Raw genomic sequence first — 15,046 nt, 5'->3', positions numbered from 1 at the left:
GACATATACCACAGCCTTCACTTTCTTGATGAACAAATAAAAAATAAAAATACAAATATTCCAGAAACGTGATCCACTCTGAGGTTTTATCCCCATCCCACAACTATGTTTATGAACAATTATTTTTTCAAAATACATTTGTTCAACCCCCCGAGTTCAGTTACGAACGGAGGCGCAATGCAAACCAGTCAACTGACAGCCCCACCACTCTTACAGGTAAGCCAGTTGTGTAAGCAATTTTCCGGTGTCGATGTGCTTAAGAGGATCGATTTCACACTGCAACGGGGTGAGGTACACGCGTTACTCGGTGGCAATGGCGCAGGGAAATCCACCCTGATGAAAATCATTGCCGGAGTCACGCCACAAGATTCAGGCACGATTGCTATTGATGGTGCGGTCTGCAGCCGGTTAACCCCAGTTAAAGCACACCAGTTGGGGATTTACCTTGTTCCTCAGGAGCCGTTGCTGTTCCCCAGCCTGACAGTAAAAGAAAACATTCTGTTTGGGCTGAAAGGTTCTCAGGCAACCACAGCAAAAATGGCGCTGTTACTGAATGAACTGGGCTGTAAATTCGATACCGCCAGCCCGGCGGGAATGCTGGATGTCGCCGACCGGCAAATGGTGGAAATCATGCGCGGGCTAATGCGTGATTCCCGCATTCTTATTCTTGATGAGCCTACAGCTTCATTAACGCCAGCCGAAACTGAACGCCTGTTCTCCCGAGTGCGGGAACTACAGCGCAAAGGTGTGGGTACTGTGTTTATCTCCCACAAGCTCCCGGAGATCCGCCAGATTGCCGATGTCGTAAGCGTGATGCGCGATGGAAAAATTGCCCTGAATGGAAAAACGCAGGAACTCTCTACTGACGACATTATTCAGGCAATCACACCAGCGGCACGCAATGAAGCCCTTTCTCCTACCCAGAAACTGTGGCTCAACATTCCCGGCTCCCGCCCGGACATTGATAAAGGCAGCCCGGTGCTGGCAGTTGAACAACTGAGCGGTGAAGGTTTCAGGGATATTTCGCTGGAAGTACGTGCAGGCGAAGTATTGGGGCTTGCCGGTCTTGTTGGTGCCGGGCGCACCGAACTTGCGGAAACACTGTATGGTTTGCGCCCGGTATCTGCCGGGCAACTGTGCCTTAACGGGCTGAATATCACACACCTGAATACCCGCCAACGGCTGGCGCGCGGCCTGGTGTATTTGCCTGAAGATAGGCAATCCTCTGGCTTATATCTGGATGCTTCGCTGGTGTGGAATGTCTGTTCCCTTACTCACAACCAGCAGGGTTTTTGGTCCCATACACAGCGTGATAACGCTACGCTCGAGCGCTACCGGCGGGCACTGGATATTAAATTCAGCGATACCGAACAACCAGTACGAACCTTATCCGGTGGCAACCAACAAAAAATCCTGATTGCAAAGTGCCTGGAAGCCTCGCCGCAAATTCTGATTGTGGATGAGCCCACCCGCGGTGTGGATGTGGGTGCCCGCAACGACATTTACCAGTTGATCCGCAGCATTGCCGACCAGAATGTCGCCATCCTGTTTATCTCTTCCGACCTGGAGGAAATAAGCATGATGGCTGACCGGGTTTATGTCATGCATCAGGGGGAAATCAACAACCTGCCGTTGAGCGGTGCAGACATCAGTGTCGATACCATTATGCGCCTCGCCTTTGGCGAAGGCCGCACCGCAACCCAGCCTCGAACTGACTCGTTAGCCAGCACACAGGGGAAACATGTATGTTGAAATTTATCCAGCAGAACCGGGAAGTGACCGCGTTTATCGCCATTCTGTGTTTGTTTGCCCTACCCGGTGCGCTCGACAGCCATTACTTTGGTATTGGTACAGTCACCATGGTATTCAGCAGCGCGCAAATTCTGATGCTGCTGGCAATGGGTGCCGCGCTGGTCATGCTGACGCGCAATATCGATGTTTCCGTGGGTTCCATCACCGGGATGTGCGCAGTATTACTGGGGCTGATGCTCAACGCCGGTTACAGCCTGCCTGCTGCCATTGCCGCCACCCTTTTACTGGGGCTGAGTGCCGGCCTGGTGAATGGCATTCTGGTTGCCTGGCTGAAAATTCCGGCGATTGTCGCCACACTGGGAACCCTCGGCCTGTATCGCGGCATTATGCTGCTCTGGACAGGTGGAAAATGGATTGAAGGCCTGCCCCCGGAATTAAAAAACCTTTCCGAACCGCTGATTCCAGGCCTTTCCCCTATTGGCATTGTGATTATTTTCCTTGCGCTGGGCTTCGCGTGGATCCTGGCAAAAACACAAACGGGCCGCAATTTTTACGCCACGGGAGATAACCTTCAGGGTGCCCGCCAGTTGGGGGTGCGTACAGAATCAGTACGCCTGGCCGCCTTTGCGTTTAATGGCATGATGGCCGCACTTGCCGGGATCGTCTTCGCCTCGCAAATCGGCTTTATTCCTAACCAGGCAGGTACCGGGCTGGAAATGAAAGCCATTGCAGCCTGCGTTCTGGGTGGTGTCAGCCTGCTCGGCGGTTCCGGGAGCATTATTGGCGCGGTGCTCGGCGCTTATTTTCTCACCCAAATAGACAGCGTACTGGTGCTGCTGCGTATCCCCGCCTGGTGGAATGATTTTATTGCCGGGCTGGTGTTACTGGGCGTACTGGTCTTTGATGGCCGGTTACGTATGGCGCTGGCACGTAATATTCGCAAACAGAAATATGCGCGTTTCACCCCAAAGCCCCCGGCCAGCAAGAACGCGATAACCCCGCCAGAAATAACCTCCCATGACAAAAAACGGAGGGTAGCCTGATGAATAACCTCAAACGTTATGGCTGGGAGTTGGCACTGGCCGCACTGTTGGTGATTGAAATTCTCGGGTTTGGTGCAGCTAATTCGCAAATGCTGAACATCAATGTGCTGCTGTTCAGCACCAGCGATTTTATCTGCATTGGCCTTGTTGCCCTGCCGCTAACCATGGTGATTATCAGTGGTGGTATTGATATTTCGTTTGGCTCCACCATTGGGTTATGCGCCATTACGTTCGGGATGCTGTTTCAGGCAGGCGTTCCGCTACCGCTGGCAATTGTGCTCACCGTACTGGCAGGCACAGTGTGTGGGCTTATCAACGCCGCGCTGATTCTCTACACCGGTATTAACCCACTGGTGATAACGCTCGGCACCATGTACCTGTTCGGTGGCAGTGCCCTGCTGCTTTCCGGCCTGGCAGGTGCCACCGGCTATGAAGGCATTGGGGGGTTCCCGGAAAGTTTCACCAACTTCGCCAACCTGTCGGTGTTGGGGCTACCGGTTCCTCTGCTGTTCTTCTTATTCAGCGTACTGCTCTGCTGGGCCTGGCTGCATAACACCCACCAGGGGCGCAACGTATTTTTGACTGGCCAGAACGCCCGAGCAGCCCAATACAGCGCCACACCGGTTAACCGCACACTGTTCTTGCTCTACGCCATGACCGGTTTTGCCGCATCCATCGCTGCCATTTTGCAGGTTTCCTATTTTGGCTCAGCCCGTTCTGATTTGGGCAGTGCCTTCTTAATGCCAGCGATTACTGCGGCTGTGCTGGGGGGCGCCAATATTTACGGCGGCTCCGGCTCAATCCTGGGCACAGCACTGGCAACCTTGCTGGTGGGTTTCCTGCAACAAGGTTTACAGATGGTGGGGGTACCCAACCAAATTTCCAGCGCCCTGTCTGGCGCACTGCTCATTATTGTTGTTGTCGGGCGTTCCGTCAGCCTTCATCGCGGGCAAATTCGCGACTGGCTGCGGCGTACCCAGGCTGCCTGGCAACGCTAGCGATTACCACTTTTCACGGCCAATGCAACGCACTATTCGGAGAGAACAAATAATGACTATGCAAAGCATCAAAAAAATCGCCTGGCTGGGGGCTGTCGGCCTGGCAACATTAAGCCTGTCTGTGCAGGCTGCTGAGCGCATCGCATTTATTCCCAAACTGGTCGGTGTGGGTTTTTTCACCAGTGGCGGGAATGGTGCCAAAGAAGCTGGTAAAGCACTCGGCGTGGATGTCACTTACGATGGGCCAACAGAACCCAGTGTGTCCGGCCAGGTGCAGTTAATTAATAACTTCGTAAACCAGGGGTACAACGCCATTATTATTTCGGCAGTGTCACCTGATGGCCTGTGCCCTGCGCTGAAGCGAGCCATGCAACGTGGCGTAAAAGTGCTTACCTGGGATTCAGATACCCGCCCCGAATGCCGCTCTTATTATATCGACCAGGGAACACCGACTCAGTTAGGCGGCATGTTGGTTGATATGGCGGCACAACAAGTGAAGAAAGATAAAGCCAAAGTCGCCTTCTTTTACTCCAGCCCAACGGTAACCGACCAGAACCAGTGGGTGAACGAAGCGAAGAAAAAAATTGCCAGTGAGCACCCTGGTTGGGAAATCGTCACCACCCAGTTTGGCTATAACGATGCCACTAAATCACTGCAAACTGCCGAAGGGATTATCAAGGCCTGGCCTGATCTGGATGCAATTATCGCCCCGGATGCCAATGCTCTTCCCGCCGCAGCTCAGGCGGCCGAAAACCTCAAACGCAACAATATCGCTATTGTCGGCTTCAGCACCCCCAATGTTATGCGCCCCTATGTTAAGCGAGATACCGTTAAAGCCTTTGGCCTTTGGGATGTCGTCAATCAGGGGAAAATTGCTGTTTACGTTGCGAATACCTTGCTGAAAAAAGGTGAACTGAACGCTGGCGACAAACTGGATATTCCCGGTGTTGGCCAGGTGGAAGTCTCACCAAATAGTGTGCAGGGCTACAGCTACGAAGCAAAAGGCAATGGGATTGTCCTGCTGCCCGAACGCGTGGTGTTTACCAAAGACAATATCGATAAATACGACTTTTAACTTTCCGGCACGCTTCAGGCGTGGTTTTACCGCTTTATTATCCGATGGAGTGAACAAATGGCTGACTTAGACGACATCAAAGATGGCAAGAACTTTCACACCGACCAGGCGCAGCGTAACACGGTGTTTGCCCTGAAAGGCTGTGGTGCGCTGGACTGGGGCATGCAATCACGCCTGTCGCGGATTTTTAACCCGAAAACAGGTAAAACCGTGATGCTGGCCTTTGATCATGGCTATTTTCAGGGGCCGACAACCGGGCTGGAGCGTATCGATATTTCGATTGCACCGCTGTTTGAACATGCAGATGTGCTGATGTGCACCCGTGGCGTGTTACGCAGTGTAATCCCCCCTGCAACCAATAAACCCGTTGTACTGAGAGCCTCCGGGGGCAACTCGATTCTGACCGAACTCAGCAATGAAGCAGTCGCCGTCGCCATGGACGATGCCGTGCGCCTGAACACCTGCGCCGTTGCCGCTCAGGTCTACATTGGCAGTGAGCATGAGCACCAGTCCATCAAAAACATTATCCAGCTTGTGGATGCCGGGTTGCGGGTGGGTATGCCCACCATGGCAGTTACTGGTGTGGGCAAAGATATGGCACGTGACCAGCGTTATTTCTCGCTCGCCACCCGAATAGCCGCCGAAATGGGGGCTCAGGTAATCAAAACCTACTATGTAGACCAGGGGTTCGAACGCATTGCCGCAGGTTGCCCGGTTCCCATTGTGATTGCTGGCGGGAAAAAGCTGCCGGAACGTGATGCTCTGGATATGTGCTACCGCGCTATCGATCAGGGTGCCAGTGGCGTGGATATGGGGCGGAATATTTTTCAGTCTGATGCCCCGGTCGCCATGATTAAAGCCGTTCATGCCATTGTGCATGATGGTTTCACGGTCCAGCAGGCTTATGAACTTTTCCTGAGTGAAAAAGGCTAAAAAACCGGTGATAAGGGCCAGTGCTGTCTCCATGCTGGCCCAGCCCCAAAGGAGAATGAATATGCATGTCACACTGGTTGAGATTAATGTGCATGAAGACAAAGTCGAACAGTTTCTGGACGTATTCCGTCTGAATCATTTGGGTTCAGTTCAGGAGCCAGGCAACCTGCGCTTTGATGTTCTGCAGGACCCAGAAGTCCCTACACGTTTTTATATCTATGAAGCCTATGTCAATGAGCAGGCCGTGTCATTTCATAAAACCACCCCGCACTACCTGGCCTGCGTGGCAGCTCTTGAACCATTGATGACCTGCCCACGTAAGAAGACTGCCTTTATTGGTATTCTGCCCTAAGGAGCACGCAATGAACGCACATTTTGCCGGGCTGGACAGGGCTGCCTGTGTCCAGTTGCTGCGGCGTTACCCGCTGAGTACCGGCATTCTGGCCGGGAAGTGGTTACACCTCAACGACCATTTGCAGGTACTCCGCCAACGGGAACAGCCACTACTCCATGTTGACATTATGGACGGGCAGTTTTGCCCGCAATTCACAGTCGGCCCCTGGGCGGTAGAACAGCTTCCACAAGAATGGTTGAAAGATGCACACCTGATGGTGAATAACCCTTTTCCCATTGCACAGGCTTGCGTGGCAGCAGGCGCACACTGCATTACGCTACAAGCCGAATCCCCCGGCAACGTACATGCGGTATTGCACTGGCTGGGCGAGCAAACTGTGCCGGTGGATGGCGGGGAAATGCCGGTAATACGCGGAATCAGTTTGAACCCGGGCACACCACTGGAAACCCTGGTTCCATTGCTGGACCAGGTTGAAGTGATTCAGATCCTGGCAGTTAACCCAGGCTTTGGCAGTAAACTCGCTGTTCCAGTGTTGAAACAGCGTTTGGCAGACTTACTCCGGTTGTTAGCTAATACGCGGCAACACAAAATCATTGCGGTGGATGGCTCACTTCTTTTGCAGGATGCCGCCAGTCTGCGTGCTTGTGGTGTCGACCGTGTCGTATCAGGCAGCGCCCTGTTCAGGGGGGATATGCTGGATAAAAACCTTACGGAATGGCTTGCTGTATTAACCTCTGCCTGACAACTTGCGCCTGCCGGTATGGCAGGCCCTGTTAGCCGTTCGCGACTGAATAACCTGTTAGTCCTTATACCCTGATAACCTCACGGCTGTTCGCACCTGCCATTTCACGCCACACTCAGTGTCCGAACATAAAGGAGACTGACTATGCGTGTATTCCTTACTGGTGCGACAGGGTTTATTGGTTCCCATATTGTTACTGAACTGCTGGCTGCGGGGCACCAGGTGACTGGACTTGCCCGTTCAGACAATGGCGAGCAGGTATTGCGCGCCAAAGGGGTGGATGTGGTGCGGGGAAATTTAGAATCCCCTGCCAGCCTGCTGCCCGGTGTTGATCAGGCAGATGCTGTGATTCACACCGCGTTTGACCATGATTTCACCCACTTTGCCGCCAATTGTGAAAAAGACCGACGGGTAATTGAAGCGCTGGGAAGCGTGCTCAAGGGTACCCACCGCCCGCTGGTAATGACTTCTGGCGTAGGTCTTGGCGATGCCGGGGGCGGCCTGCCAGCAACCGAAGCCGTGCAGAATTTCAACCACCCTAACCCACGCATTATTTCTGAACAAACCGGTAACCAGTTACTGGAACAGGGCATTGATGTGCGGGTAATGCGGTTGCCACAGGTACACGACACCCGCAAACAGGGCCTGCTGACACCTTATATTCAGCTAGCGCTGAGAAAAGGCACAGTCGCGTATACCGGCGAAGGGACTAACCGTTTTTCAGCCTGCCATGTTACAGATGTGGCGCGGCTATACCGCCTGGTACTGGAGCAAGGGGAAGCGGGCAAGCGCTACCATGCGGTTGCCGAGGAAGGTGTGTCGATGAATGCGCTGGCATCAACCATTGCCACCCGCCTGGGGTTACCGCTTACGTCGCTGGCACCTGAGCAGGCAGAAGCCCATTTTGGCTGGTTCGCCATGTTTGTTGGCATGAACCTGACCGCAAGCGCCAGCTGGACGCAACAACAATTAGGCTGGATACCTGAAGGGCCTGGATTACTGGCAGATTTGCAGCACCTGGAGCTTACCGGTGCTTAGTGGCGAAACGCCGTGAAAGGCAGGTCTTTACCGCAACCGAAGAAACACAACATGTAAAAAACCTCTCCCCGAAGGGAGAGGTTGAGCCTGATGACAGACCTCATGCCCGCACAGAATGAGAGGTTGTCACCCTATAAAAAACCTGGAAAATCAATTCATTGATTTTCAGCCGCTAACTAAAAAGAAGGAAAAACCACGTTTTTTCCTTCTTTTTCATCAATCAGAACCTCTCCCCGAAGGGAGAGGTTCTGCCTGGCTTGCGACCGCGGTGTTATACCGGGTTAGTCATAAGCCAGCAGTGTGCGTTGGCACAACTCAGAACGCACACAGTCATCTTTACCAAACCGCACAACGCCAATCATATCGTCGTTAGCAAAGCGCGCCAGCGCATCACTTAACCCGGAAGCCACGCCACGAGGTAAATCGCACTGGGTGACATCCCCATTAACGATAACCGTGACATTTTCCCCCAGGCGGGTCAGGAACATTTTCATCTGCGCGGCTGTAACATTCTGCGCTTCATCAAGGATGACGAACGCATTTTCAAACGTCCGCCCGCGCATATAGGCGAAGGGCGCAATCTCCACCTTACCAATCTCTGGCCGCAAACAATACTGCATGAATGAGGCCCCCAGACGCCGGACGAGGACATCGTAAACCGGCCTGAAATAGGGTGCGAACTTCTCTGATATATCCCCTGGTAAGAAGCCGAGGTCTTCATCGGCCTGCAATACCGGGCGGGTGACAATTATCCTGTCCACTTCTTTGTGAACCAGGGCCTCTGCAGCTTTAGCGGCACTAATCCAGGTTTTTCCGCAACCGGCTTCACCGGTGGCAAAAATCAGCTGTTTGTTGTCGATAGCATGCAGGTACTGCGCCTGAGCGTCATTACGTGCAACAATTGGCGAACTGTCCCGGCTGTCCCGCGCCATACCAATTGCTTCAACACCACTCATTTGCACAAGCGAGGTGACCGATTCTTCTTCACGTTGCTTATGGCTGCGTGAATCCCGTCTGAGCACACGTTTGGCTTCACGACGAGCTTTGATCACTGCTTTTTGTCTTCCCATGGATGGCACCTTCTGTTGGTTTCAATTCCCGTATCTGGCGCACAGACACGATTTTAACTAACGTTGAGGTTTGTTGTTGGCTTCCTTGTAAGCCATAGATTGCCTGAGGAGCAGGTACTGCTGTGCGATAGGTTGCACAAGGCAGACCAGTGAAAACAGGTTCAGAGTTGAACATCAGGGAGTATTCAGGGGTGACGGCTTTTACGGGGTCGGAAGCCCCGGGCCTGTGAAGAAGGCTGTGTTTTCTACAACTTAGTCCATAACAGGACGCTACAACCATTCGCGATCTCCGGCGTAAAAACGCACTTCGTTGAGTTACGCTATGCTTTAAGTACACCAAAAACTATTACAAATGCAACATTTATTTTACGTTGTACTTCTTGCATCACATCCATTCACTGTGAATGTTATTGCACACAAATATTACCGTTTTATAACAGTAAAGAACTCATAGTAAATTCTGATGACCGAATGGCAAAAAAAAAGCGGGCAATAAGGCATTAATAAGTGAGGAAAAATTCTGACGCCCCCAGTCCGGCAGGAGCGTCACATCACCGTCTGAATCAGGCTTCAAGCAGTTGCTGTGCCAGGTAGTGCTGTGCATTTGCCACACCGGGCAGGGCAAAAAAGTAACCGCCGCCAATCGGGCGAACATACTCTTCCAGCGGCTCGCCATTCAGGCGTTTTTGTACCCCGATAAACCCTTTTTCCAGATCATGCTGATAGCAGACAAACAGCAGGCCCATATCCAGTTGCCCGGAACCGGTGATCCCCTGGGAATAGCTGTACCCCCGTCGCATCATCAGGCTGTCCTGAGTTTGTGCTGTACGCGGGTTGGCAAGGCGCATATGCGCATCCAGAGGGATAACTTTGCCATCCGGGTCGCTGGCGTAATCCGGCACATCATGCTCATGCTTCATCCCTAGCGGCGCACCGGTGATTTTATCCCGGCCAAAGATATTCTCCTGTTCACGCAGCGGGGTTCTGTCCCAGAACTCGACATGAAACTGAATGATGCGCACGGCCTGGTAGCTGCCGCCATGGGTCCAGGCCGGTTCCTGTTGGCCGGGCGTCACCCAAATCACTTCATTCATCAGCGGCTGGTTCTTGCTGTCCGGGTTGCCGGTGCCATCTTTAAAACCCAGTAAGTTAACCGGCGTCACCTTCCCTTTGCTCAGCGCAGCATGCTCGCCAATAAAGCCATCGCGTCGCCAGCGGACACTTAACAAATCAGGCGTGTGTTTGATGATGTCACGCACAGCATGCACCACGGTATCCACGGAGTTGGCGCAAATCTGCATCAGCAGGTCGCCATGGCATAAAGACGCATCCAGTGAATCATTAGGAAAGCGGGTCATGGTCTGGAGCTTTTTAGGCTTCTGCGCCGCCAGGCCAAAACGTTCGTCAAACAACGCACTGCCGACGGATACGGTAATGGTCAGGTTATCCGGCCAGATATGCTCCCCCAGAATACCGGAATCCAACGGGGGCATTTGTGGGTTTGGCGTGGCCGGAGCTAAACCGCCGTGAGTCAGAAAAGCAATCCGTTTGGTCAGAAGCTTAAACAGCCGAACCAGGTCGTCTTTGTTTGCTGCCAGCACATCGAATGCCACCAGCATGATGGAAGACTGTTGCGGAGTCAGAATACCAGCCTGGTGCTCGCCGTAAAAATCCACTGCCTGCTTGCGGGCGTCTTCATCAGCGGTGGTCTTCTCCGCCGGAGCGGCAGGTGCCGCATGAGCGACCGGGCAACCGCCCATCGCCAGTGCGCCCCCCAACATCCCCAGCCCTTTCAGTAAACGCCGACGCCCCGGTTCGGCGTCAGCGGATAAATGTTTATCAGCCATGATTAATCCAGCCCAAGCACGCCACGCAGCAATGCAAGGTCTTCCGCCAGTGCGGTAATCGGGCCTTTCAGCGCTTTGCGATCGGCATCAGTCAGTTTCTCATAACTTTCGAAACCATCTTTAGTGCGGTATTTCGCCAGAATGGTATCCACACGTTTAAAGTTATCGTCCACTTTTGCCAGCAATTCCGGGTTTGCTTTGCTCAGTTGCGGGCGCAGCAGGTCAACAATTTTCTGGGAGCCATCAACGTTGGCCTGGAAATCCCACAGGTCGGTACGGCTGTAACGGTCTTCTTCGCCACTGATTTTGCTGGAAGCCACTTCTTCAATCAGGTCTGCCGCGCCACCAACCACTTTGCCTGGCGGGAATGCCAGTTCGGAAATACGGGTTTGCAGATCCAGAACGTCTTTGTACAGCTGGTCTGCGTACGGTGTCATACCCTTGGTGGAATGGTCGCCAAACAGCGCTTTTTCCAGGCGGTGGAAGCCACTGAATTTCGGGTCTTCAGCTTTTTTCTCATAGTCATCTTCACGGGCATCAATGCTGCCATCCAGGTCAGAGAACAATTCAGCAATTGGCTCAATACGTTCATAATGCTGGCGGGTTGGGGCATACAGTGCTTGTGCTTTTTCGATATCACCCGCTTTCACCGCGTCGGTGAAGGCTTTGGTACCAGTGACCAGCGCAGCAGTTTCAGACGTCACCCAGGCTTTGTACTGAGTGATAGCGTTGCCCAGCGCCAGGATATTATCTTTCGCGACAGGTTCCGCAGTGCCGTTTGCCCGCACAATCAGCTTACCTTTCGGGTTGGTCAGCAATCCACAGGTCATTTCATATTCACCGGGCTGCAGGTTGGCCGTCATTTTTTGGCTGAAGCCCGGGGCGATGTTCTCCCGCTCTTCGACCACCATCACCCCTTTCAGGATTTCCCACTCCAGCGCTTTCTGGCTGTGGTTCTGAATAAGAAATTGCGTTTTACCCGCATCCACAGTGATGCTCATTGGCTCACACTGTTTGTCATTAACGGTAACCTTAACCTGGGGAATATCCGCCGCCAGGGACGTTGCGGAATAAAACAGCGCGGCTAAAGAAAGTGTCAGAGTGCTGTGTCGAAAATGTTTCATCAAACCCATCCCTATCAAAGTCAGAGTGCAAACAAAAAGATTAACGAGTGCTCCTGGCAGGCTGAGCCGCCGGGCGCGCAGGGAAAAAATAGAAAAACAGTGCGGGTACTAAATAGAGGAAATACACCGCCACCTCACTCACGCTGGGTGTTTCCTGGTAACCGAGCATGCCTTCCAGCAAAGTGCCAAACAGTGAGTGCGTGGAGAGCACGCCGCTCATATCAAATGCGATGTCCTGGAAGTAGTTCCAAATGCCTGCTTCATGGAAGGCGCGAATGGCACCAGCAGCCAGACCGGCAGCAACCAGCAGAATAAACAGGCTGGTCCACTTAAAGAACGCAGCCAGGTTCAGGCGGACACCGCCCCAGTAAATCATAAAGCCCAGTATCACCGCGGTTGCCAGACCAAGCATGGCGCCTAAAGGTGGCCATATCCCCAGGTCCTGCTGGAATGCAGCTAACAGGAAGAACACGGATTCCAACCCTTCACGCGCAACCGCGAAAAACACCATCAGTATTAATGCCCAGCCCTGCCCGTTTTGTTTTTTGAGCGCCACTTCAACAGCCTGCTCAAGCTGGACTTTCACGTTACGGGCGACTTTGCGCATCCAGAACACCATCCAGGTGAGGATAATCACGGCAATAACTGCAACAATCGCTTCAAACAGCTCTTGTTGTTTTTGCGGAAATTCACCGGTGGTTTCGTTAATAACGATTCCCAGCCCCAGGCACAACCCGGCCGCCAGCAGAACCCCGACCCACATCACACCTATCAAGTTTCCACGGTTGGTGCGTTTCAGATAACTGGCAATCAGGCTCACGATCAATGCGGCTTCAAGCCCTTCACGCAACATGATCAAAAAGGGGACAAACATGAATCACTCCCGGTGCGAGGAAAAAATCTTTGCAGTAAAGAAAAGTAAATATCACTGATAGTGATTATCATTAGTCTTAACGGAAAAACAAGAGTGGATGTTAATTAAAATCGACAGAATCCGGAAAAATTTTGTTATTCGGCAAAAAACTGCGCTGGCTACGCAGTTATCTACAACTAAAGTGCTGGCAGGAGGCAGACAAACCAGGGAGCTGAGCCAGAAAAAAACAGGCCCGGCAATATGCTGCCAGGCCTGAATTCAAGTGCTAAAAATGCAGAGTGAATTAGCTGTCCGCTTGCAGAGAAACGGGCGCATCACCTTTATAATGTGCATCAGCTTCGGCAAAGCGTTTAGCCATTGCATTGGAAGGTGCTTTACCCAACAGGCTGAACACCACAATCCCAATGCTTGCAAAGATGAAGCCTGGAATAATTTCGTACAGACCAAGCCAGGCGTTCTGTTTCCATACCACAACGGTTACAGCACCAATAATCATCCCGGCCAGTGCCCCGTTACGCGTCATACGGTTCCACATAACAGAGAACAGGACCACCGGGCCAAATGCCGCGCCAAAACCAGCCCAGGCATAGCTTACCAGGCCCAGCACACGGTTTTCCGGGTTCGCAGCCAGTGCAATAGCCACCAAAGCCACTACCAGAACCATAATCCGCCCAACCCACACCAGTTCACGCTGTGAAGCCCCTTTGCGCAGGAATGCTTTATACAAGTCTTCGGTAATTGCGCTGGAACACACCAGCAACTGGCAACTTAATGTCGACATCACCGCAGCCAGAATGGCTGAGAGCAGCACCCCGGCGACCCAAGGGTTGAACAGTATTTGCGTCAGTGCAATGAAGATGCGCTCACCATTCTGGTTAACGTCCCCTGCCTGAGCCGGGTTGTTCTGGAAGTAGGCAATACCGAAGAAGCCAACCGCAACCGCACCAGCCAGGCACAGGATCATCCACGCCATACCAATGCGGCGTGCTTTAACAATAGTGTGGTGTGAATCGGCAGCCATAAAACGTGCCAGAATATGTGGCTGGCCGAAATACCCGAGCCCCCAGCCCATCAGAGAGATAATGGCCACAAAGTTGAGCCCTTTGAGCATGTTGACGTTTTCGATGCTCTTCTGGCGAATGACTTCCAGTGAATCACTCAGGCCCCCTACAGACGCCACTACAATCACTGGCGTGATTATCAATGCAAAAATCATCAGTGATGCCTGTACGGTGTCAGTCCAGCTTACCGCCAGGAAGCCCCCAATCAGGGTGTAGAGAATGGTTGCTGCAGCCCCCGCCCACAGTGCAGTTTCATAGCTCATTCCAAAAGTGCTTTCGAACAAACGCGCACCAGCAACAATCCCGGAGGCACAATAAATGGTGAAAAACAGCAGGATAACCAGTGCAGAAATAATTCTTAAAGCACGGCTGTTATCTTCAAAACGTGCCGTGAAATAATCCGGCAAAGTCAGTGCGTTATTGTTGTGCTCTGTGTGCACACGTAAACGCCCTGCCACCAGTTTCCAGTTAACCCAGGCACCAATAACCAGGCCAATGGCAATCCAGCTTTCTGAAATTCCGGACAGGAAAATCGCACCGGGCAAGCCCATCAGCAGCCAGCCACTCATATCCGAAGCGCCTGCTGATAACGCAGTAACCAGGCTCCCCAGACTGCGTCCACCCAGAATGTAATCGTCGAAGTTTTTCGTCGAACGCCAGGCAATAAACCCTATCAGCAGCATTGCGCCAATGTAGATAAGGAAAGTCACCAGCATTGGTGTACTCATAGACATTAAAGTTCTCCTGATTATTATGCCGGGTTATACCCCGGATGGTTGCACCGGAACGTGGTCGCAACCCTTGTTATCACTCTGCAACATTGTTAACGCAGCAGGCATCGTTGTGTTCACAATTGATTTAACACGGTGATTACAATTATTTCACCCCTGCCCAGGTGTTTTTTTGCCACCTGGTTGTACCCGCTCACACTTTTGCGAGTTGCACCTTAAAAAACTGCCATACGAACCACATAAAACAACCTTCACAGTGATCTTAAGCAATAAACATACCTGTTTTTTAATTTTAACAAATCAGCTTTTTTTAAGCTTGCAACCTAAATCACATTTAACAAGGTTGCACAAAGTTGCAACATGGAGGATATTGCCTGATAACTAACAATAACCGAACAACGCA

13 protein-coding genes are annotated in these 15,046 nt (G+C 52.3%); 8 read left to right on the top strand and 5 right to left on the bottom strand.

The genetic code is table 11. The annotated features are described in order from the left end of the window. Window positions 1-177: 177 nt before the first annotated feature. The 8 genes from lsrA to LC084_RS04385 all read left to right on the top strand — a co-directional run bounded on the left by lsrA (window position 178) and on the right by LC084_RS04385 (window position 7,936). Window positions 178-1,752 (top strand): autoinducer 2 ABC transporter ATP-binding protein LsrA, encoded by a 1,575-nt coding sequence (gene lsrA / locus LC084_RS04420; RefSeq protein WP_226569695.1) that lies wholly within the window; start codon window positions 178-180, stop codon window positions 1,750-1,752. Further along, window positions 1,746-2,795, top strand: a complete 1,050-nt coding sequence (gene lsrC, locus LC084_RS04415) for an autoinducer 2 ABC transporter permease LsrC (RefSeq protein WP_226569693.1) — start codon at window positions 1,746-1,748, stop codon at window positions 2,793-2,795. The genes lsrA and lsrC overlap by 7 nt, the downstream gene beginning before the upstream one ends. Beyond that, window positions 2,795-3,793 carry an autoinducer 2 ABC transporter permease LsrD gene (lsrD, locus tag LC084_RS04410; protein WP_226569692.1) on the top strand — a complete coding sequence of 333 codons (999 nt, stop codon included), beginning with the start codon at window positions 2,795-2,797 and terminating at the stop codon, window positions 3,791-3,793. Before lsrC ends, lsrD begins: the two co-directional genes overlap by 1 nt. A gap of 52 nt (window positions 3,794-3,845) precedes the next feature. Continuing rightward, window positions 3,846-4,868: an autoinducer 2 ABC transporter substrate-binding protein LsrB gene (lsrB, locus tag LC084_RS04405; RefSeq protein WP_226569690.1), complete on the top strand. Its 1,023-nt coding sequence runs from the start codon at window positions 3,846-3,848 to the stop codon at window positions 4,866-4,868. A gap of 57 nt (window positions 4,869-4,925) precedes the next feature. Further along, window positions 4,926-5,801 carry a 3-hydroxy-5-phosphonooxypentane-2,4-dione thiolase gene (gene lsrF, locus LC084_RS04400; RefSeq protein WP_226569689.1) on the top strand — a complete coding sequence of 292 codons (876 nt, stop codon included), beginning with the start codon at window positions 4,926-4,928 and terminating at the stop codon, window positions 5,799-5,801. Between the two features lie 61 nt (window positions 5,802-5,862). Continuing rightward, a complete protein-coding gene (gene lsrG / locus LC084_RS04395) occupies window positions 5,863-6,153 on the top strand; it encodes a (4S)-4-hydroxy-5-phosphonooxypentane-2,3-dione isomerase (RefSeq protein ID WP_226569687.1) in 291 nt (96 codons plus the stop codon). A gap of 10 nt (window positions 6,154-6,163) precedes the next feature. Beyond that, the gene (locus tag LC084_RS04390; protein WP_226569686.1) at window positions 6,164-6,898 is read left to right on the top strand and encodes a beta/alpha barrel domain-containing protein; all 735 of its coding nucleotides are present in this window, start codon (window positions 6,164-6,166) and stop codon (window positions 6,896-6,898) included. Between the two features lie 144 nt (window positions 6,899-7,042). Then, complete coding sequence (locus tag LC084_RS04385; protein WP_226569685.1) at window positions 7,043-7,936, top strand: SDR family oxidoreductase; 894 nt, start codon at window positions 7,043-7,045, stop codon at window positions 7,934-7,936. Window positions 7,937-8,217: 281 nt separating this feature from the next. Here LC084_RS04385 and phoH read toward each other — a convergent pair whose 3' ends face one another. The 5 genes from phoH to putP all read right to left on the bottom strand — a co-directional run bounded on the left by phoH (window position 8,218) and on the right by putP (window position 14,646). Then, window positions 8,218-9,006, bottom strand: a complete 789-nt coding sequence (phoH, locus tag LC084_RS04380) for a phosphate starvation-inducible protein PhoH (RefSeq protein ID WP_226569683.1) — start codon at window positions 9,004-9,006, stop codon at window positions 8,218-8,220. Between the two features lie 563 nt (window positions 9,007-9,569). Continuing rightward, complete coding sequence (gene efeB, locus LC084_RS04375) at window positions 9,570-10,853, bottom strand: iron uptake transporter deferrochelatase/peroxidase subunit (protein WP_226569682.1); 1,284 nt, start codon at window positions 10,851-10,853, stop codon at window positions 9,570-9,572. 2 nt (window positions 10,854-10,855) lie between these two features. Then, window positions 10,856-11,977 carry an iron uptake system protein EfeO gene (gene efeO / locus LC084_RS04370; RefSeq protein ID WP_036108022.1) on the bottom strand — a complete coding sequence of 374 codons (1,122 nt, stop codon included), beginning with the start codon at window positions 11,975-11,977 and terminating at the stop codon, window positions 10,856-10,858. 40 nt (window positions 11,978-12,017) lie between these two features. After that, window positions 12,018-12,851, bottom strand: a complete 834-nt coding sequence (efeU, locus tag LC084_RS04365; RefSeq protein ID WP_226569680.1) for an iron uptake transporter permease EfeU — start codon at window positions 12,849-12,851, stop codon at window positions 12,018-12,020. 283 nt (window positions 12,852-13,134) lie between these two features. Beyond that, window positions 13,135-14,646, bottom strand: a complete 1,512-nt coding sequence (gene putP, locus LC084_RS04360; RefSeq protein ID WP_226569679.1) for a sodium/proline symporter PutP — start codon at window positions 14,644-14,646, stop codon at window positions 13,135-13,137. Window positions 14,647-15,046 lie beyond the last annotated feature (400 nt).

This window comes from Mangrovibacter yixingensis (assembly GCF_020523985.1).
Lineage (GTDB): Bacteria > Pseudomonadota > Gammaproteobacteria > Enterobacterales > Enterobacteriaceae > Mangrovibacter > Mangrovibacter yixingensis.
Note: the sequence above shows the minus strand (reverse complement) of the source record. Positions and strands in the feature narration are given on the sequence as shown.